This window comes from Pseudomonas sp. MS646, assembly GCF_036693845.1.
In the GTDB taxonomy this organism is placed as follows: Bacteria; Pseudomonadota; Gammaproteobacteria; order Pseudomonadales; family Pseudomonadaceae; genus Aquipseudomonas; species Aquipseudomonas chlororaphis_E.
The window spans coordinates 861,407-879,613 of record NZ_CP144763.1 but is presented as its reverse complement, the minus strand read 5'-3'; the positions used below and the strand labels follow the sequence as shown (position 1 = coordinate 879,613).

Annotated in this window: 16 protein-coding genes and 1 other RNA gene; 10 read left to right on the top strand and 7 right to left on the bottom strand. The window is 60.6% G+C overall.

The window, feature by feature from the left end; all coding sequences use genetic code 11:
* Positions 1 to 127 precede the first annotated feature (127 nt).
* On the bottom strand, positions 128 to 2,080 hold the full coding sequence (gene dnaK / locus V3H56_RS03730; RefSeq protein ID WP_256207084.1) for a molecular chaperone DnaK: 1,953 nt from the start codon (positions 2,078 to 2,080) through the stop codon (positions 128 to 130).
* Between the two features lie 65 nt (positions 2,081 to 2,145).
* The gene (gene grpE / locus V3H56_RS03725; protein ID WP_042730874.1) at positions 2,146 to 2,712 is read right to left on the bottom strand and encodes a nucleotide exchange factor GrpE; all 567 of its coding nucleotides are present in this window, start codon (positions 2,710 to 2,712) and stop codon (positions 2,146 to 2,148) included.
* Between the two features lie 241 nt (positions 2,713 to 2,953).
* Between grpE and recN the strand changes: the two genes are divergently transcribed.
* Positions 2,954 to 4,627 carry a DNA repair protein RecN gene (gene recN, locus V3H56_RS03720; RefSeq protein ID WP_338474237.1) on the top strand — a complete coding sequence of 558 codons (1,674 nt, stop codon included), beginning with the start codon at positions 2,954 to 2,956 and terminating at the stop codon, positions 4,625 to 4,627.
* A gap of 86 nt (positions 4,628 to 4,713) precedes the next feature.
* Here recN and fur read toward each other — a convergent pair whose 3' ends face one another.
* Positions 4,714 to 5,118 carry a ferric iron uptake transcriptional regulator gene (gene fur / locus V3H56_RS03715; protein WP_042730876.1) on the bottom strand — a complete coding sequence of 135 codons (405 nt, stop codon included), beginning with the start codon at positions 5,116 to 5,118 and terminating at the stop codon, positions 4,714 to 4,716.
* 97 nt (positions 5,119 to 5,215) lie between these two features.
* Here fur and V3H56_RS03710 point away from each other — a divergent pair, with 97 nt between their 5' ends.
* Positions 5,216 to 5,743 (top strand): outer membrane protein assembly factor BamE, encoded by a 528-nt coding sequence (locus tag V3H56_RS03710; protein ID WP_042730877.1) that lies wholly within the window; start codon positions 5,216 to 5,218, stop codon positions 5,741 to 5,743.
* A 56-nt stretch (positions 5,744 to 5,799) separates the two neighbouring features.
* Here V3H56_RS03710 and V3H56_RS03705 read toward each other — a convergent pair whose 3' ends face one another.
* Genes V3H56_RS03705 through V3H56_RS03695 form a run of 3 tightly spaced genes read right to left on the bottom strand, consistent with a single transcriptional unit; the run spans position 5,800 to position 7,953 of the window.
* Positions 5,800 to 6,102 carry an RnfH family protein gene (locus V3H56_RS03705; protein ID WP_042730878.1) on the bottom strand — a complete coding sequence of 101 codons (303 nt, stop codon included), beginning with the start codon at positions 6,100 to 6,102 and terminating at the stop codon, positions 5,800 to 5,802.
* The gene (locus V3H56_RS03700) at positions 6,099 to 6,542 is read right to left on the bottom strand and encodes a type II toxin-antitoxin system RatA family toxin (protein ID WP_042730879.1); all 444 of its coding nucleotides are present in this window, start codon (positions 6,540 to 6,542) and stop codon (positions 6,099 to 6,101) included. Before V3H56_RS03700 ends, V3H56_RS03705 begins: the two co-directional genes overlap by 4 nt.
* Before the next feature lie 7 nt (positions 6,543 to 6,549).
* Positions 6,550 to 7,953 carry a sodium-dependent transporter gene (locus V3H56_RS03695; RefSeq protein WP_042730887.1) on the bottom strand — a complete coding sequence of 468 codons (1,404 nt, stop codon included), beginning with the start codon at positions 7,951 to 7,953 and terminating at the stop codon, positions 6,550 to 6,552.
* Between the two features lie 118 nt (positions 7,954 to 8,071).
* On the opposite strand from V3H56_RS03695, the gene smpB reads away from it, so the two are divergent.
* Complete coding sequence (gene smpB / locus V3H56_RS03690; protein WP_042730880.1) at positions 8,072 to 8,554, top strand: SsrA-binding protein SmpB; 483 nt, start codon at positions 8,072 to 8,074, stop codon at positions 8,552 to 8,554.
* 111 nt (positions 8,555 to 8,665) lie between these two features.
* On the opposite strand, the gene V3H56_RS03685 is transcribed toward smpB, so the two are convergent.
* Positions 8,666 to 9,433 carry an FCD domain-containing protein gene (locus tag V3H56_RS03685; protein WP_042730881.1) on the bottom strand — a complete coding sequence of 256 codons (768 nt, stop codon included), beginning with the start codon at positions 9,431 to 9,433 and terminating at the stop codon, positions 8,666 to 8,668.
* A gap of 263 nt (positions 9,434 to 9,696) precedes the next feature.
* On the opposite strand from V3H56_RS03685, the gene V3H56_RS03680 reads away from it, so the two are divergent.
* From V3H56_RS03680 to ssrA, 7 genes are all read left to right on the top strand, one after another.
* Positions 9,697 to 11,391 (top strand): lactate permease LctP family transporter, encoded by a 1,695-nt coding sequence (locus V3H56_RS03680; RefSeq protein WP_047738373.1) that lies wholly within the window; start codon positions 9,697 to 9,699, stop codon positions 11,389 to 11,391.
* Positions 11,392 to 11,541: 150 nt separating this feature from the next.
* On the top strand, positions 11,542 to 12,366 hold the full coding sequence (locus V3H56_RS03675; protein ID WP_042730883.1) for a (Fe-S)-binding protein: 825 nt from the start codon (positions 11,542 to 11,544) through the stop codon (positions 12,364 to 12,366).
* Positions 12,363 to 13,820 carry a LutB/LldF family L-lactate oxidation iron-sulfur protein gene (locus V3H56_RS03670; protein WP_042730884.1) on the top strand — a complete coding sequence of 486 codons (1,458 nt, stop codon included), beginning with the start codon at positions 12,363 to 12,365 and terminating at the stop codon, positions 13,818 to 13,820. Before V3H56_RS03675 ends, V3H56_RS03670 begins: the two co-directional genes overlap by 4 nt.
* Positions 13,817 to 14,488: a lactate utilization protein gene (locus V3H56_RS03665; protein ID WP_047738376.1), complete on the top strand. Its 672-nt coding sequence runs from the start codon at positions 13,817 to 13,819 to the stop codon at positions 14,486 to 14,488. The genes V3H56_RS03670 and V3H56_RS03665 overlap by 4 nt, the downstream gene beginning before the upstream one ends.
* Positions 14,485 to 17,295, top strand: coding sequence for an FAD-binding and (Fe-S)-binding domain-containing protein (locus V3H56_RS03660; RefSeq protein ID WP_338474236.1), 2,811 nt, complete (start codon positions 14,485 to 14,487; stop codon positions 17,293 to 17,295). The genes V3H56_RS03665 and V3H56_RS03660 overlap by 4 nt, the downstream gene beginning before the upstream one ends.
* A 127-nt stretch (positions 17,296 to 17,422) precedes the next feature.
* Complete coding sequence (locus tag V3H56_RS03655; RefSeq protein WP_338474235.1) at positions 17,423 to 17,704, top strand: hypothetical protein; 282 nt, start codon at positions 17,423 to 17,425, stop codon at positions 17,702 to 17,704.
* A 97-nt stretch (positions 17,705 to 17,801) separates the two neighbouring features.
* Positions 17,802 to 18,198: a transfer-messenger RNA gene (gene ssrA / locus V3H56_RS03650) on the top strand.
* Positions 18,199 to 18,207 lie beyond the last annotated feature (9 nt).

Genomic DNA, 18,207 nt, shown 5'->3' with positions numbered 1-18,207 from the left:
TCCGAGCACTGTCGCACGCTGTAAAAATTCATTGGCTCCAGACACGCCAACGCGGGAGCAAGCCCCCGCGCGGCGACATCCTACCAGCCACCGCACAAATGCAGTCAACCGGCCGACCAACAAGCGATTACTTGTGGTCTTTCACTTCTTCGAACTCGGCGTCCACGACGTCGTCGGCTTTTTCGGCCGATTCGCCCTGTGCCGCCGCGCCCTCGGCAGGTTGAGCCTGCTCGGCGTACATCTTCTGGGCCACTGGCGCGGAGACCTTGGACAGCTCTTCGATCTTCGCTTCGATGGCTGCCTTGTCGTCGCCTTTCACAGCGGCTTCCAGGGCAACCACGGCGGCTTCGATCGCAGTCTTCTCTTCCGCAGTCACTTTGTCACCGGCGTCAGCGATCATCTTGCGAGTCGAGTGCACCAGGGCATCACCCTGGTTACGGGCGCTGGCCAGCTCTTCGAACTTGCGGTCTTCCTCGGCGTTGACTTCAGCATCGCGAACCATCTGCTGAATTTCTTCCTCGGACAGGCCGGAGTTGGCCTTGATCACGATCGACTGGGTCTTGCCGGTGGCCTTGTCTTTCGCGCCGACGTGCAGGATGCCGTTGGCGTCGATGTCGAAGGTCACTTCGATTTGTGGCACGCCACGTGGTGCTGGTGGAATCTCGGCCAGGTCGAACTTGCCCAGGGACTTGTTCTGGGCGGCTTGCTTGCGCTCACCTTGCAGCACGTGAATGGTCACGGCGCTCTGGTTGTCGTCGGCCGTCGAGAACACCTGGGATTTCTTGGTAGGAATCGTGGTGTTCTTCTCGATCAGCGCAGTCATCACGCCACCCATGGTTTCGATACCCAGGGTCAGCGGGCTGACGTCAAGCAGCAGGACGTCCTTCACGTCACCGGCCAGAACGGCGCCCTGGATCGCAGCACCCATGGCAACGGCTTCGTCCGGGTTCACGTCTTTACGTGCTTCTTTGCCGAAGAAATCGGTCACCAGCTTCTGGACCAGTGGCATACGGGTCTGACCGCCCACCAGGATCACGTCGTTGATCGAACCGACGTCGATACCGGCATCTTTCATGGCGATGCGGCAAGGTTCGATGGTGCGTTGAACCAGGTCTTCCACCAGCGCTTCGAGCTTGGCGCGGGAGATCTTCACGTTCAAGTGCTTAGGACCGGTGGCATCTGCGGTGATGTACGGCAGGTTCACGTCGGTCGACTGGCTCGAGGACAGTTCGATCTTGGCTTTTTCAGCGGCTTCTTTCAGACGCTGCATCGCCAGCGGGTCACCCTTGAGGTTCATGCCGCTTTCTTTCTTGAACTCGTCGACGAGGTAGTCGATCAGGCGGATGTCGAAGTCTTCACCACCCAGGAACGTGTCACCGTTGGTTGCCAGTACTTCGAACTGGTGCTCGCCATCGACTTCGGCGATTTCGATCACGGAAACGTCGAAAGTACCACCACCCAGGTCATAGACGATCACGGTGTGGTCGCCCTTGGCCTTGTCCATGCCGTAGGCCAGCGCCGCAGCGGTCGGTTCGTTGATGATACGTTTTACATCCAGGCCCGCGATGCGACCGGCGTCCTTGGTGGCCTGACGCTGGCTGTCGTTGAAGTAGGCAGGCACGGTAATAACGGCTTCGGTGACCGCTTCGCCGAGGTAGTCTTCGGCGGTTTTCTTCATCTTCTTCAGGATTTCAGCCGAAATCTGTGGCGGTGCCATTTTCTGGCCGTTCACTTCGACCCAGGCGTCGCCATTGTCAGCCTTGGCGATTTTGTAAGGCACCATCTTGATGTCTTTCTGAACGACTTCTTCGTCGAACTTGCGACCGATCAGACGCTTCACCGCGTACAGGGTGTTATGCGGATTGGTCACGGCCTGACGCTTGGCCGACTGGCCAACCAGAATTTCGCCATCGTTGGCGTACGCGATGATCGACGGCGTGGTACGCGCGCCTTCGGCGTTTTCAATCACCTTGGCCTTGCCGTTTTCCAGCACGGAGACGCACGAGTTGGTGGTCCCCAGGTCGATACCGATAATCTTGCCCATGTTAACTCTCCCGGAACTTGGATTTGGTTGCCGCAGCAGTGGTGGCTAACTGCGGTAGCACTTAAACGCTTGACTTATAGATGGGGCCGTTACGACCGATTTCAAGCCTGCTCATCAATAGAAGGCGAAACCGGTGCTGGCGCCTTGCTGACCACGACCATGGCCGGGCGCAGCAGGCGGCCGTTGAGCAGATAGCCCTTCTGGAACACCTTCAGGACACTGTTCGGCTCGACGTCGGCACTTTCCTGCATCGCCATGGCCTGGTGATGCTCGGCGTTGAAGGGTTCGCCGTGCGGGTCGATGGCTTCCAGCTGATAACGCTTGAGGGTGTCCTGGAACATTTTCAGGGTCAGCTCGATGCCTTCGCGCATCGGACGGATGTTTTCGTCGTCCGGGCTGGACAGCTCCAGGCCGCGCTCCAGGCTGTCGATGATCGGCAGCAGGTCGCCGGCGAAACGCTCCAGGGCGAATTTGTGGGCTTTTTCCACATCCTGCTCGGCGCGACGGCGGACATTCTGCAGGTCGGCTGCCACACGCAACGCCTGATCCTGCGCGCCGGCCAATTGCTCTTCGAGCACTTGTACACGTGCTGCCAGATCATCACCCGAATCCTGGGGAGCCTGATTGGCGTCTAGATTTTGCGTATCCTGCGTCTGTTCGTCAGCCATAGATTTCTCCTTTCAATTTCGTCCGCGAGCTCGACTCGCGCTTCTGCCCCGGTATATGGGGCCAGGTTTTTCAGCTTCAAGGGCTTGCCGACGAATTAACCTTACAAAAAACAGCTGCATATCCATTCCAGCCAGCGCTAAGAAATGCTTCCGCTCAAGCAAATCGAGCTAAGCGAAGGCATTGTCAGGCCAAAACAAAACACTGTATAAATAACCAGACCTAAAGCCTGGGAGCGGCCTTATGCTGGTGCACCTGTCCGTACACAACTACGCCATCGTCGAACACCTCGACCTCGAACTCGATCGAGGCATGAGCGTGATCACCGGTGAAACCGGTGCCGGCAAATCGATCATGCTCGACGCCCTGGGCCTGACGCTGGGCGATCGCGCCGACAACGGCGTGGTGCGTCCCGGCGCGGACAAGGCCGACATCCTGGCGACCTTCGACCTGGTCGACATCCCCGAAGCCAGTGCCTGGCTGGCCGAGCGCGACCTGGACACCGACGGCCTGTGCATCTTGCGCCGGGTCATCACGGCGGAAGGCCGCTCGCGAGGCTACATCAACGGCACGCCCTGCCCACTGGGCGACCTCAAGGCCCTGGGCGAACTGCTGATCGACATCCATAGCCAGCACGAACACCAATCCCTGCTCAAGACCGACACCCATCGACGCCTGCTCGACGAGTACGCCGGTGCCACCGACCTGGCGCGCCAGGTTCAACTGGCGGCCCAGCGCTGGCGACAAACGCGCCAGGAACTGGACCGACTGTCCAACTCCGGCGACGAACAACGGGCGCGCCACCAACTGCTGAGCTATCAGCTCGAGGAGCTGGAAAACCTGGCCCTGGGCGAAAATGAACTGGAAGAGCTGGAGCAGGAACACAAGAACCTGACCAACGCCGAAGCCCTGCTGGGCATCTGCCGCCAGGTCGTGGAGCAGTGCAGCGAAAGCGATTCGGGAAACGTGCTCAATGCGCTGACCGCCAGCCTGAATCGACTCACCAGCGTGAACAACTCGGTCGGAGCCCTGAACGAAGCGACCAACCTGCTGACGAGTGCACAGATTCAGGTCGAGGAAGCCGTCGGGGAACTGAACCGCTTCCTCGACCACTTCGATGCCGACCCAGCGCGCCTGCAATACCTGGAAGAGCGGCTGGATACCATCTATACCCTGGCACGCAAGCATCGCGTCCAGCCGACCGACGTCGTCGAACTTCAGCAACGCCTGCTGGAGGAACTGGAAACCCTGAACGCCAACGATGAGTCCATCGAGCGCCTGGGGGAGGAACTGGCATCCTACGCCCGTCATTACCAGGAAAAGGCCAAGGAGCTCAGCGCACTTCGGCAGCAGGCCGCCACCGGGCTGGCCAGCGCCGTGGAACAGGAAATCCAGCGCCTGGGCATGCCCGGGGGCCGCTTCACCATCGAGCTGAAACCCAATGCCAGCGATGAACTCCAGCCCAACGGATTGGAGCAAGTGGAATTGCTGGTCAGCGCCAACCCCGGGCAACCGCTCAAGGCCCTGGCAAAAGTCGCCTCGGGCGGTGAGTTGTCACGGATCAGCCTGGCCATCCAGGTCATCACGGCGCAGACCTCGCGCGTGCCGACACTGGTCTTCGACGAAGTGGACGTGGGCATCGGCGGCCCGACGGCGGAGATTGTCGGCCAGTTGCTGCGCCGACTGGGGGAGCGCGGCCAGGTGCTGACCGTCACTCACTTGCCTCAAGTGGCCGCCCAAGGGCACCAGCATCTATTTGTGCATAAGGTGCGCGGCGAGGATGCCACCCGAACGGCCGTGTCCAAGCTCAACAAGAGCGAGCGCGTGGAGGAAGTGGCTCGAATGCTGGGAGGGATCGACCTCACCAAGGAATCCCTGGCCCACGCGAAAAAAATGGTCGTCGCCGCAAAAACCTGACATACGACCGATAAAAGCCACAAAGCAAGAAGGCGACCCTGGGGTCGCCTTCTATCGTTTTGGGAGCCGTGGCTCACGCAACGTGCTTACTTCTTTTTGCGCACGTGCAGGACGAGATGGTGGTCGATCAACTCGAAGCCATACTCCTCAGCAATTGCCTTTTGCAGCTTTTCGATTTCCGGGCTGACGAATTCGATGACCTCACGGGTTTCCACGTTCACCATGTGATCGTGATGCTCCCCGTCAGCCAATTCGAAGACCGCATGACCGCCATCGAAATTGTGACGAGCCACAAGACCCGCTGCCTCGAATTGAGTCAGGACACGGTAAACCGTGGCCAGACCAACGTCCTCGCCAGCTTCCATAAGCGCCTTGTAGACGTCTTCGGCACTCATGTGGCGTTGCTCGGCAGAATCGAGCATTTGTAGAATCTTGACCCGTGGCAGGGTCACTTTGAGGCCGGCTTTGCGTAGTTCGCTATTTTCAACCATGGTCAGCTTTCTCGCGATGCTGCTTCGCAGCTTCTCTTAATGCGGGTATGATCGGCGTTTACGTTGTCCCAGCCAAGATAGTGGAAGTCGCCCACCGATGCAAAACACCAAGCTCTTGCTAACCAGTTTCACCTTCGTGGGACTGCTCGCACTCGCCGGTTGTTCATTCCCCGGGGTTTACAAAATCGACATCCAGCAGGGCAATGTCGTCACGCAGGACATGATAGACCAGTTACGCCCGGGAATGACCCGCCGGCAAGTACGGTTTATCATGGGCAACCCCCTGCTCGCCGACACGTTCCATGCCGATCGCTGGGATTATCTGTACAGCTTGCAGCCAGGTGGCGGTGAGCGCCAACAGGAACGCATCAGCGTTATCTTCAATGGCAATGACCAGCTCGTCAGCCTGTCGGGCGACTTCATGCCCGGTGTGAGCCGCGACGAGGCCATCATGGGCAAGGACAGCGGCACGACCGTTACCGATCCGACCCAGAATGCCGAAAAGCCGAAACCGGAAAAACCGGCCAAGCCAGGATCACTGCTGGACCAGATCCAGAAGGATGTGGACAACGTCGAGACCGTACCCGTCCCGACGCCAGAACCGCTGGACACCTCGCCGCAATAATCAGCGACATGAAAAAACCCGGCATGCCGGGTTTTTTATTGCCTCGATTCGACGGACTACTGCTCGGACTGGCGCGCTTGCGCTGCCTTGAGGGCACGCAGGCGACGAATCTCCTTCGGATCCGCCAACAGCGGCCGGTAGATTTCCAGGCGATCGGCGGCTTGCACCAGCTGGTTCTCGGGATCGGCAACCACCTTGCCAAAGATCCCGACCGGGCAGGTCGCCAGATCGAGTTCAGGAAAGGCTTCGGCTACCCCGGAGGCCGTCAACGCCGCACGCACGCTCGTACCCTCCGGCACCGCGAATGCGCGCAAGAACTGGCGCTCCACGCACGCGTACACCACTTCGATTTCAATCAACGCTTGAGCTCTGCGTTCTGCTTGGCACGCTGGCAGAACGCATCGACCAGGGTGTTGGCCGCCTGGTTGAACAGCGGCCCCAGCGTCGCCCGCACCAATGGACCGGCGTAATCGAAGGACAAGTCCAGGCTGATCTTGCAGGCCTTGTCGCCCAGAGGCTTGAACACCCAGACGCCGTGGAGCTGGTTGAACGGCCCCTCCTCCAGGTTCATTTCAATGGACTGCCCCGGCACCAGGGTGTTGCGCGTAACAAAGCGCTGGCTCAACCCACCCTTGGCAATATCGAGACTGGCGCGCATGTGGGTGTCGGAGCTCTCCAGCACCTCGGCGGACGAGCACCACGGCAGGAACTGTGGATAACTGGCCACATCGTTGACCAGGTCGTACAGCGCCTGCGCCGGGTAAGGCAGCAAGGCCGAGCGTTGAATATGTGTCGTCATGTAAGCGTCACTTCCACAGCTGGGCGGCAAACACTACGAGAATGCCGATGGGCGCCACGTAGCGCATCAAGAACAGGCTCAAGGCAAACAATACAGGGCTGCGCAGCGACAATTCATCACGCACCGCCTCACGCCCCATGACCCATCCTGCAAACACCACGAAACACAAACCGCCCAATGGCAGCATGATCCGTGATGTGAAGAAATCAATCACGCCGAAGAAATCCAGGCCTCCGGTTGCTCCCCACTGGTAGAGGTGGAACAAGCCGTCTTCGTTCACGAAAAACTTCGCCTGCTTCCATATATTGAAGGAAAACACCGTGCCCAGGCCTACGAACCAGCAGGTGAAAGCCAGCCAGAACGTGACCCAGGCGCGACCGATCCGGGTCCGTTCCACGAGGTAAGCCACCATGGGTTCCAGCAGGGAAATCGCCGAACTCCAGGCCGCAATAGCCACCAGCACGAAAAACACCACGCCCATGACTTGGCCGAACGCCATGCTACCGAAGGCAAAGGGCAGGCTGACGAACATCAACCCCGGTCCTTCGCTGGGGTTGAGCCCGGCGGCGAACACAATCGGAAACAAAGCCACGCCCGCCATCAGCGACACGAAGGTGTCCAGCAGCGCGACACCGACGACGGTGCGGGTAAGCGAAGCGTTCTTGGGCATGTAGGCGCCGTAGATCATGATCGAGCCGACCCCCACGCTCAGCGAGAAGAACGCGTGCCCCATGGCCGGCAGCAAGCCATCCAGGACTTTCTCCGGCTTGAAATCGAACATGAAGTGCAGGCCCTCCATGAAGTGCCCGGTGGTCATGCTGTAACCCAGCAGCACTAGGATCATCACGAACAGCAGCGGCATCATGATTCGCAAGCTGCGCTCAAGCCCGGCCACCACGCCTTTGGCGATCACCACCGCCGACAGCACCATGAAGATCGTATGCCAGAGGGTCAACCGCCAGGGATCATCGATGACCTTGCCGAAATACGCTCCGACCTGGTCAGGCGCGACGCCCTGGAAATCGCCGCGGCCCATGTCGATGATGTAGTCCAGCGACCAGCCGCCGACCACGCTATAGAAAGACAGGATCAACAAGGCCGTGATCATTCCGGCGAAGGCGCCCCACGACCACTTGGTCGAGTGCCCGGCTTCCACCGCGAGCACCTTCAAGGCATTGGCCGGACTTTGCCGGGCGCGGCGACCGATCAGGGTCTCGGCGAGCATGACCGGCGCGCCGATGAGTGCGATGCACGCCAGGAACATCAATACGAAGGCGCCGCCACCGTAGACCCCGACCATGTACGGAAACTTCCAGATACTACCCAGCCCCACCGCAGAACCGGTCGCAGCGAGTATGAAGACCCAGCGGCTAGCCCAACTGCCGTGGACAGAAACCTTGTCTGTCGACATCGTGATCACGCCCAAGCGTTCAAAAAAGAGGCCGCATTGTCCGGGATTCACTCAAGGTGCTCAAGCATGCAGGTTCACCGTAGCCGACACGCACGCAACTGCCTATAATGCCGCCCCTATGGCTAAACAGAAGAAACACCCCACAGGGACCATCGCGCAAAATAAAAAGGCGCGACACGACTACTTCATCGAACAACGTTTCGAGGCTGGCATGGTCCTGGCCGGCTGGGAAGTAAAGAGCCTGCGCGCCGGCAAGGCGCAGTTGGTGGACAGCTACGTGCTGCTCAAGGACGGCGAAGCCTGGCTGCTGGGCAGTCACATCACCCCGCTGACCACGGCCAGCACCCACGTGATCGCCGACCCGGTACGCTCGCGCAAGCTGCTGCTCAACAAGCGCGAGCTGGAAAAGCTCTTCGCCTCCGTGCAGCAGAAAGGCTACACCTGCGTCTGTACGTCGCTGTACTGGAGCAAGCACCTGATCAAGTGCGAGATTGCGCTGGGCAAGGGCAAGAAGGAATACGACAAGCGCGATACCGAACGCGAGCGCGACGCCGGTCGTGAACTGCAGCGTGCGGTGCGCAACAAGGGCAAGGAAGACTAGCCCTCGGAAAATCGAATGTGGGAGCTTGCTCGCGATAACGGCGGGTCAGTCAACATCGATGTTGACTGACAGTACGCCATCGCGAGCAAGCTCGCTCCCACAGGATCGAATCTAAATCCCCTTGCGCCGCTCTGCCCGCGCCACTCGCTGCACTTCCTGGCGCACCTCTTCCAAGACTTCCTGCACGTACAGAATATGCCGGCTGGACACTTCCCTCGCCTGCTCGGCGTGCCCGTCCATGATTGCCTGGTACAGCTCGCGGTGCTGGCTGATCAGCATGTCGCGGGTTTCGCTGCGTTGCTTGTACATGCCGCCGATGTTGGTCACCACATTGCGCTTGAGCAGGTCGAACAAGCCACGGATGGTGTGCAGCAAGACCGCGTTATGGCTGGCTTCGGCGATCGCCAGGTGGAAGCGCGCATCCGCCGCCCCCTCCTCCGCCCGACTCACCTCTTCGTGCCGCGAATAACAATCCTGCAATTCTTCGAAGGCTGCCGTCAGGCGTTCGCGATCGACATCCGTGGCCCGCTGTGCGGCGTAATAGGCACAGGACGCTTCCAGGGTGTGACGAAATTCCAGCAGGTCCCGCTGCGCATCGGGGTTGCTTTCCAACAATTGCAACAACGGGTCACTGAACGTCGAGCCCAGTGACTCCACGACGTAGTTACCGCCTCCCTGGCGACTGACCAGCAAGCCCTTGGCCGCCAGCTTCTGGATCGCCTCGCGCAACGAAGGCCGTGACACACCGAACTGTTCGGCCAGGGTCCGCTCGGCCGGCAGCCGCTCGCCAGACTTCAACGTGCCCTCAAGGATCATGCCTTCAAGCCGCTCGACAATATCGTCAGACAAACGGCGCTGACGAATCTGATCAAACCCCATAACTCCACTCTCCACGATCCCGACCGCTCGCCGGGCTCTCTATTCTGGCCCATCCGGGCCCCGGCCACACCCACCAGACGCCATTTGCATACACAGATCAGATGCGATCTGCATCGCTTATTCGACGAAAGTTTCCAAGCGGCAAATTGACACACGACAACCAAGGCTTTTACCCTAGCCGACAGCGCTTGTAAATTGGTATTACCAATTATCCACTTTCGCTGATCAGTGCCTGACCAACAACAATTAGGGGCCCACCCACTATGCAAACCTGGCAACAGCTCTACAGCCCGCTCGGCAGCCTCGGCTTGTCCGCACTCGCGGCCGTCATTCCCATCGTGTTTTTCTTCCTGGCCCTGGCGGTGTTTCGCCTCAAGGGACACGTGGCCGGCAGCATCACCCTGGCCCTGGCGATTGCCGTGGCGATATTTGCCTTCAACATGCCCGCCGACATGGCCTTCGCCGCCGCCGGATATGGCTTTGCCTACGGCCTGTGGCCCATCGCCTGGATCATCGTGGCCGCCGTGTTCCTGTACAAACTGACGGTCAAGAGCGGTCAGTTCGAGGTCATCCGCAGCTCGGTGCTGTCGATTACCGACGACCAACGCCTGCAAGTGCTGCTGATCGGCTTCTGCTTCGGGGCCTTCCTGGAAGGCGCCGCCGGTTTCGGCGCACCCGTCGCGATCACCGCCGCGCTGCTGGTCGGCCTGGGGTTCAATCCGCTGTATGCCGCCGGCCTGTGCCTGATCGCCAACACCGCCCCAGTCGCGTTTGGCGCGCTGGGTATTCCGATCATCGTGGCCGGCCAGGTCACCGGGATCGACGCCTTCAAGATCGGCGCCATGACCGGTCGCCAACTGCCGTTGCTGTCGCTGTTCGTGCCGTTCTGGCTGGTGTTCATGATGGACGGCCTGCGCGGCGTGCGGGAAACCTGGCCAGCCGCACTGGTGGCCGGCCTGAGCTTTGCCGTCACCCAGTACTTCACCTCCAACTTCATTGGCCCGGAACTGCCGGACATCACTTCGGCCCTCGCCAGCCTGATCGCCCTGACCCTGTTCCTGAAGGTCTGGCAGCCCAAGCGCACCGCGGGCGCCCAGATTGCCGGCGCCACGTCTGGCGCAACGGTCACCGCCAGCGTGGGTGGTTTCGGCCAACCGCGCAGCACCGTGGCTTCGCCCTACAGCCTGGGGGAAATCATCAAGGCCTGGTCGCCCTTCCTGATCCTCACCGTGCTGGTCACGATCTGGACCCTGAAACCGTTCAAGGCGATGTTCGCCGCGGGCGGCTCGATGTACGGCTGGGTGTTCAACTTTGCCATCCCGCACCTGGACCAGATGGTGATCAAGGTCGCGCCGATCGTGATCAACCCCACCGCCATTCCGGCCGTGTTCAAACTCGACCCGATTTCCGCCACCGGCACGGCGATTTTCTTCTCCGCGCTGATCTCGATGCTGGTGTTGAAAATCAACCTCAAAACTGGTCTTACCACTTTTAAAGAGACCCTTTTCGAGCTGCGCTGGCCGATCCTGTCCATCGGTATGGTCCTGGCGTTTGCCTTCGTCACCAACTATTCGGGCATGTCGTCGACCATGGCCCTGGTACTGGCCGGCACAGGCGCGGCGTTCCCGTTCTTCTCGCCGTTCCTCGGATGGCTGGGGGTGTTCCTGACCGGCTCCGACACCTCGTCCAACGCGCTGTTCAGCTCTCTGCAAGCCACCACCGCGCACCAACTCGGCGTCAACGACACCTTGCTGGTGGCCGCCAACACCAGCGGCGGCGTGACCGGCAAGATGATCTCGCCGCAATCGATCGCCGTGGCCTGTGCCGCGACCGGGCTGGTGGGCAAGGAATCGGATCTGTTCCGGTTCACCCTCAAACACAGCCTATTCTTTGCAACGATCGTCGGCCTGATCACCTTGGCCCAGGCCTACTGGTTTACCGGCATGCTGGTGCACTGAGTACCACACGCCGCAGAGAAAAAACCGACGCCGGAATAGCCGCCGGCGTTCGCTATTGATCACCGGGTCTGCAAGGCTGCTGAAAGATTTGCTCTCTATATTCAGCGGCCTCAGCGGACGGATAACCGGGACCACCCGGAGACACGCCTGATGAGCGAGCTTTTTTACAACGCTGTGCCGAACGCGACCCGTGTCGCCCCGCCACTGCCTGAACCGCGGCAATACCCCAGCGTGAAACCGCAACGGGTCTACCTGTTCGGCACCTGCGTGGTGGACCTGTTCTACCCCGAAGCCGGGATGGATGCGATCCACCTGCTGGAACGCGAAGGGATCCGGGTGGAATACCCGCAAGGACAGAGTTGCTGCGGGCAACCGGCCTACACCTCGGGTTACACCGAGCAGGCACGCACGGTGGCGCGGGCACAACTGGCGCTGTTTGCCGAAGATTATCCGGTGGTCGTGCCGTCGGGCTCCTGCGCGGGCATGTTGCGCGAGCACTACGGCGACCTGTTCAAGGACGAACCCGACACGCTTGAACAAGTCCGGGCCCTGGCCGCCCGGACCTACGAGTTGGCCGAGTTCCTGTTGTTCGTCTGTCAGGTGCAGCTGAAGGATGGCGGCGAGCCGGTGAAAGTGGCGCTGCACACTTCGTGCTCGGCGCGGCGGGAAATGAACACCCACCTGCACGGCCGCGCCCTGTTGGCGCAACTGCACAACGTGGAGCGCGTGGAGCACAGTCACGAAAGTGAATGCTGCGGGTTCGGTGGGACATTCAGCGTGCGCCTGCCGGATATTTCCGGCGCGATGGTGGCCGACAAGACCCGGGCGCTGAAGGAATCCGGCGCACATAAGGTCATTAGTGCCGATTGCGGCTGCTTGATGAACATCAACGGTGCGTTGGAAAAGCAGCAGGAGGCGCTACGCGGGCAGCATCTGGCGAGTTTCCTCTGGCAGCGAACCGGAGGTGCCGCATGAGCACGCCGACGCTGATCCCCACTGTAGAGGTGCAGGAAGATTTTCGCGCCCGAGCCCACAAGGCGCTGGGCGACACGCAACTGCGAAACAACTTTCGCAGCGCGATGGATTCACTGATGACCAAGCGGGCAACGTCCTTCAGCGATGCCCACGAAAGAGAACACCTGCGGGTGCTGGGCAATGCCGTCCGCGCCCGTGCGTTATCCAAGTTGCCCGACCTGCTCGAACAACTTGAAACCAACCTGACCCGCAACGGTGTGAACGTGCACTGGGCGGAAACGGTGGACGAAGCCAACGGCATCGTCCTCTCGATCATCCGCGCTCACGAGGCGCGGCAAGTGATCAAGGGCAAATCGATGGTCAGCGAAGAGATGGAAATGAACCATGTCCTCGCGGCTCAAGGCATTGAATGCCTGGAATCGGACATGGGCGAGTTCATCGTCCAGCTCGATCACGAGAAGCCTTCACACATCATTATGCCGGCGATCCACAAGAATGCCGGTCAGGTCGCGTCCTTGTTCCACGACAAACTCGGCGTGGAGTACACCAAGGACGTCGACCAACTCATTCAGATCGGTCGCAAGGTGTTGCGGCAGAAATTCTTCGAAGCCGATATCGGCGTGTCGGGCGTCAACTTCGCCGTCGCCGAAACCGGCACGCTGCTGCTGGTGGAAAACGAAGGAAACGGACGGATGTCCACCACCGTGCCACCGGTGCACATCGCCGTGACCGGCATCGAAAAAGTGGTGGAGAACCTGCGCGATGTCGTGCCATTGCTCTCGCTGCTGACTCGCTCGGCCCTCGGCCAACCGATTACCACCTACGTCAACATGATCTCCGGCCCACGCAAGGCCGAGGAACTGGACGGCCCCCAGGAAGTTCACCTGGTGCTGCTGGACAACGGTCGCAGCCAGGCCTTTGCCGACAGTGAATTGCGCCAGACCCTGAACTGCATCCGCTGCGGCGCCTGTATGAATCATTGCCCGGTGTACACCCGAATCGGCGGCCACGCCTATGGGGAGGTTTACCCGGGGCCTATCGGAAAAATCATCACGCCACACATGGTCGGCCTGGCCAAGGTGCCCGATCACCCCAGCGCCTCATCACTCTGCGGTGCCTGTGGAGAAGTGTGCCCGGTGAAGATTCCGATCCCGGCCCTGCTGCGGCGCCTGCGCGAAGAAAACGTCAAGGCACCGGACAGCCCGCATCAAGTGATGCGTGGCCAGGGCAGCAAATACTCGCCCAAGGAACGCTTCATCTGGAATGCCTGGGCGTGGCTCAACAGCTCGCCGCGCCTGTATCGGCTGTTCGGTTTCCTCGCCACGCGCCTGCGCGCCCTCACGCCGCGCAACGTCGGCCCCTGGACGCAAAACCACAGCGCCCCCCAACCCGCCGCCCGCTCATTGCATGACCTGGCCCGCGAACACCTGAACCGCCCGGGAGACCGTCGATGAGCGCCAAGGAAAACATCCTCGCCAAGTTGCGTAAAAGCCTGACCGGCACCACGCCCGTGGCCGACAACTTCGATGTCGACCTGGTGACGCAGACCTACCGTTATGCGCCCGAAGAACGCATCCCGCAGTTGCGCAAGTTGATGGAAGCGGTGCACACCGAAATCCACCTGACCCGTGCCGAAGACTGGCCGGCGTTGCTCGCCCAACTGCTGCGCGACCGCCAACTGCCGAGCCTGCTGATTGCCCCGACGACACCCCACGGGAAAAAAATCATGCAGTACTGGGCGAATCATCCGGACCTGCCGACCCTCAAGGCCTACGACCGGCCGATAGAAGAATGGAAAGCCGAGCTGTTCAACGAGACGCCCGCCAGCCTGACCGGAACCCTCGGCGCCATCGCCGCCACCGGCAGCCTGATCCTTTGGCCAACGCGGGAAGAGCCACGCCTGATGAGCCTGGTGCCGCCGGTGCATTTCGCCTTGCTCAAGGCCAGCGAGATCCACAACAACTTCTATGAAGTGCAGCAGGCATTCGAATGGGCCCAAGGCATGCCCACCAATGCCCTGCTGGTGTCGGGCCCATCGAAAACCGCCGACATCGAACAGGTGCTGGCCTACGGCGCCCACGGTCCGAAGGACCTGGTGGTGTTGATCCTGGAGGACCAATGACGCTTCCGGCTGCTTTCCTACACGACGTCCACCAACTGATCCCAGCCAAGCGCCGATTCGACGATCCGCTGTCGACCCTGGCCTTCGGCACCGACGCCAGTTTCTACCGGCTGATTCCGAAACTGGTGGTGCGGGTCGAAACCGAAGATGAAGTGGTCGCCCTGCTGCAACTGGCCCAGCGCGACCAGGTTCCGGTCACCTTCCGCGCGGCTGGCACCAGCTTGTCCGGCCAGGCCATCAGCGACTCGGTGCTGATCGTGCTGGGGGATAACTGGAACGCCCGGGAGATTCGCGGGCAAGGCACGCAGATCCGCTTGCAACCGGGCGTGATTGGCGCCCAGGCCAACGCCTGGCTGGCACCGTTCGGGCGCAAGATCGGCCCCGATCCGGCCTCGATCAACGCCTGCAAGATTGGCGGCATCGTCGCCAACAACGCCAGCGGCATGTGCTGCGGCACGGCGCAAAACACCTATCACACCCTGGCCGGCATTCGCCTGGTGCTGGCCGATGGCACCCGCCTCGACACCGAGGACGCCGCCAGCGTCGCGGCGTTTCGCAACAGCCACGCAGACCTGTTGGAGCGCCTGGCGACCTTGGGCCGCGAGACCCGCGACAACACCGAATTGGCTGCCCGAATTCGCCACAAGTACCGTCTGAAAAATACCACTGGGCTGTCGCTCAACGCGCTGGTGGATTTTGACGAGCCTGTGGATATCTTGAGCCACCTGCTGGTGGGCTCAGAAGGCACCCTGGGTTTCATCAGCGCGGTGACCTACAACACCGTGATCGACCATCCGCACAAAGCCTCGGCGCTGATTGTGTTCCCTGACGTAGAAACCTGCTGCAACGCCGTCACCGTGCTGAAAAGCCAGCCGGTGTCGGCCGTGGAACTGCTCGACCGACGCAGCCTGCGCTCGGTGCAGGACAAGCCGGGCATGCCGGATTTCGTACAGTATCTGTCGACGAATGCCTGCGCCCTGTTGATCGAATCCCGCGCGGCGTCTTCATCCCTGCTGCAAGAGCAACTCGCCCGGATCATGGCCTCGTTGGCCGGCTTCCCGGTGGAAAAACAAGTCGACTTTACCGAAGACCCACGGGAAAACGCCCGGCTCTGGGCCATCCGCAAAGACACCTTCCCGGCGGTGGGCGCAGTCCGCAAGACCGGCACCACGGTGATCATCGAAGACGTGACCTTCCCGGTGGAACAACTCGCCATTGGCGTGAACCGCCTGATCGAACTCTTCGACAAACATCACTACGACGAAGCGATCCTTTTCGGACATGCACTGGAAGGCAATCTGCACTTCGTCTTCACCCAAGGCTTCAACAGCGCCGACGAAATCGCACGATACCAGGCGTTCATGGACGACGTCGCGCAACTGGTGGCCGTGGAGTTCGGCGGTTCGCTGAAAGCCGAACACGGCACCGGCCGCAACATGGCGCCCTTCGTCGAGCTGGAATGGGGCAGCGATGCCTATCAACTGATGTGGCAGCTCAAGCGCCTGCTCGACCCCCAGGGGATTCTCAACCCGGACGTGGTGCTCAGCGAAGACCCACAGATCCATCTCAAGCACCTCAAACCGCTGCCCGCCGCCGACGAGATCGTGGACAAGTGCATCGAGTGCGGCTTCTGTGAACCGGTCTGCCCCTCCAAAGACCTGACCTTGAGCCCGCGCCAACGCATCGTGATCTGGCGCGACATCCAGGCCAAACAACGGGCCGGCACCGACACCACCGAGCTGGAACAGGCCTATCAATACCAGGGCATCGACACCTGCGCGGCCACCGGCTTGTGTGCTCAACGCTGCCCCGTAGGCATCAACACCGGTGAGCTGGTGAAAAAGCTGCGCAGCCGAGAAGCCACGCGCACGAAAACCGCCAACTGGATTGAAGGAAACTTCGCCACCACACTGCAAGGCCTGCGCTTCACCCTGCACGTCGCCAACGGCGCACGCATGCTGCTGGGGGCGCCGCGCCTGGCGAAACTCTCGGCAACGTTGTCACGGCTGTCCAAGGGCCAGGTGCCGCAATGGACCAACGCCATGCCCCAGCCGGAAAAAGCCATCCGCTTCAGCCCTGCCGTGGCGGACGAACGCCCGCGCGTGGTCTACCTGGCGGCCTGCGTGTCACGCGTCATGGGCCCGGCGGCAGGGGACAAAGAACAGGCCTCGCTGTACGGCAAGACCCGTAGCTTGCTGGAAAAAGCCGGCTATCAAGTCGTCATTCCCGACAATCAGGACAACCTGTGCTGCGGCCAACCCTTTGCCTCCAAAGGCTACGCCGAACAAGCCGACCACAAGCGCCAGGAACTGATCGCCGCCCTGCTGCACGCCAGCCGCGGCGGGCTCGATCCGATCTACTGCGACACCAGCCCCTGCACCTTGCGATTGGTCCAGGACCTTGGCGAAACACGCCTGGACCTGTACGACCCGGTGCGCTTCATCCGCACGCACTTGATGGATCGCCTGGACTTCACCCCACAAGAAGCCCCCATCGCGGTACACGTCACGTGCAGCACCCAACACCTGGGCGAAAGCCAGGCACTGATCGACCTGGCGCGCAAATGCAGCAAGCACGTGGTCATTCCCGAAGGCATTCATTGTTGCGGCTTTGCCGGCGACAAAGGCTTCACCACACCGGAACTCAACGCCCACTCACTGCGCACACTCAAGGACGCCGTCCAGCATTGCAGCGAAGGCATCTCCACCAGCCGCACCTGCGAGATCGGCCTGACACAACACGGCACCATCGACTACCACGGACTGGTCTACCTGGTGGATCGGGTGACTCAAGCCAGGGCCACCTGAAGAAAAATAGAACCCTTTAGCGCGACGGTAGTCCACAGAACAAGCCCCAAACGTTGGGGCTTTTCCTACATTCGGTTGTCCGTCTGACGGCCAGCGAAGTCTGGATCCTCAGTTCAAGGAGATACATATGAAACGTTCTGCGCTGTTAGGTCTATTCATTACTGCCTCGATGATGGCCTCCGCTTCGTTCGCCGCCGATAAGCCGGACAGCCTGTGCGAAGCCAATATCCAAACCATCAACAATGCCAAGACACAGTACCAATCCTCGGCCGATCTCAATGCACGTGTGACAGCCAGCGTGACAAAGGCACAAGAGCTCAAAGCGCAAGGCAAAATTGACGAATGCGTTGCTGAAACCCAGCAAACCATCCTGGAAATCAGAAAGACCTCCGACGGCACCAACAAGTGATCGGCGGGCAAGGCCAACCTCCGGGTTGGCCTCAGCCCCAGATTGGCGTACACTGCAAACGCCTGTCGCTTCAGCAGTTTCACGAAGCGACAGGTTCGGGGCCGTTTAGGATTCGACGCCGGTTGCGAAACTTTAGGTGCATGCCGAGTTGGTAACAGAACTCGTAAATCCACTGTTGCAACTTCTATAGTTGCCAATGACGAAAACTACGGCCAGGAATTCGCTATCGCTGCGTAAGCAGCCTTAGATCCTGAGCTTCTGGTACCTTCGGGTCCAGCAATCATTAGGGGATGTCTGTAAACCCAAAGTGATTGTCATATAGAACAGAATCGCCGTGCAGTACGTTGTGGACGAAGCGGCTAAAACTTACACAACTCGCCCAAAGCACCCTGCCCGTCGGGTCGCTGAGGGTTAACTTAATAGACACGGCTACGCATGTAGTACCGACAGCGGAGTACTGGCGGACGGGGGTTCAAATCCCCCCGGCTCCACCACTTCATCAT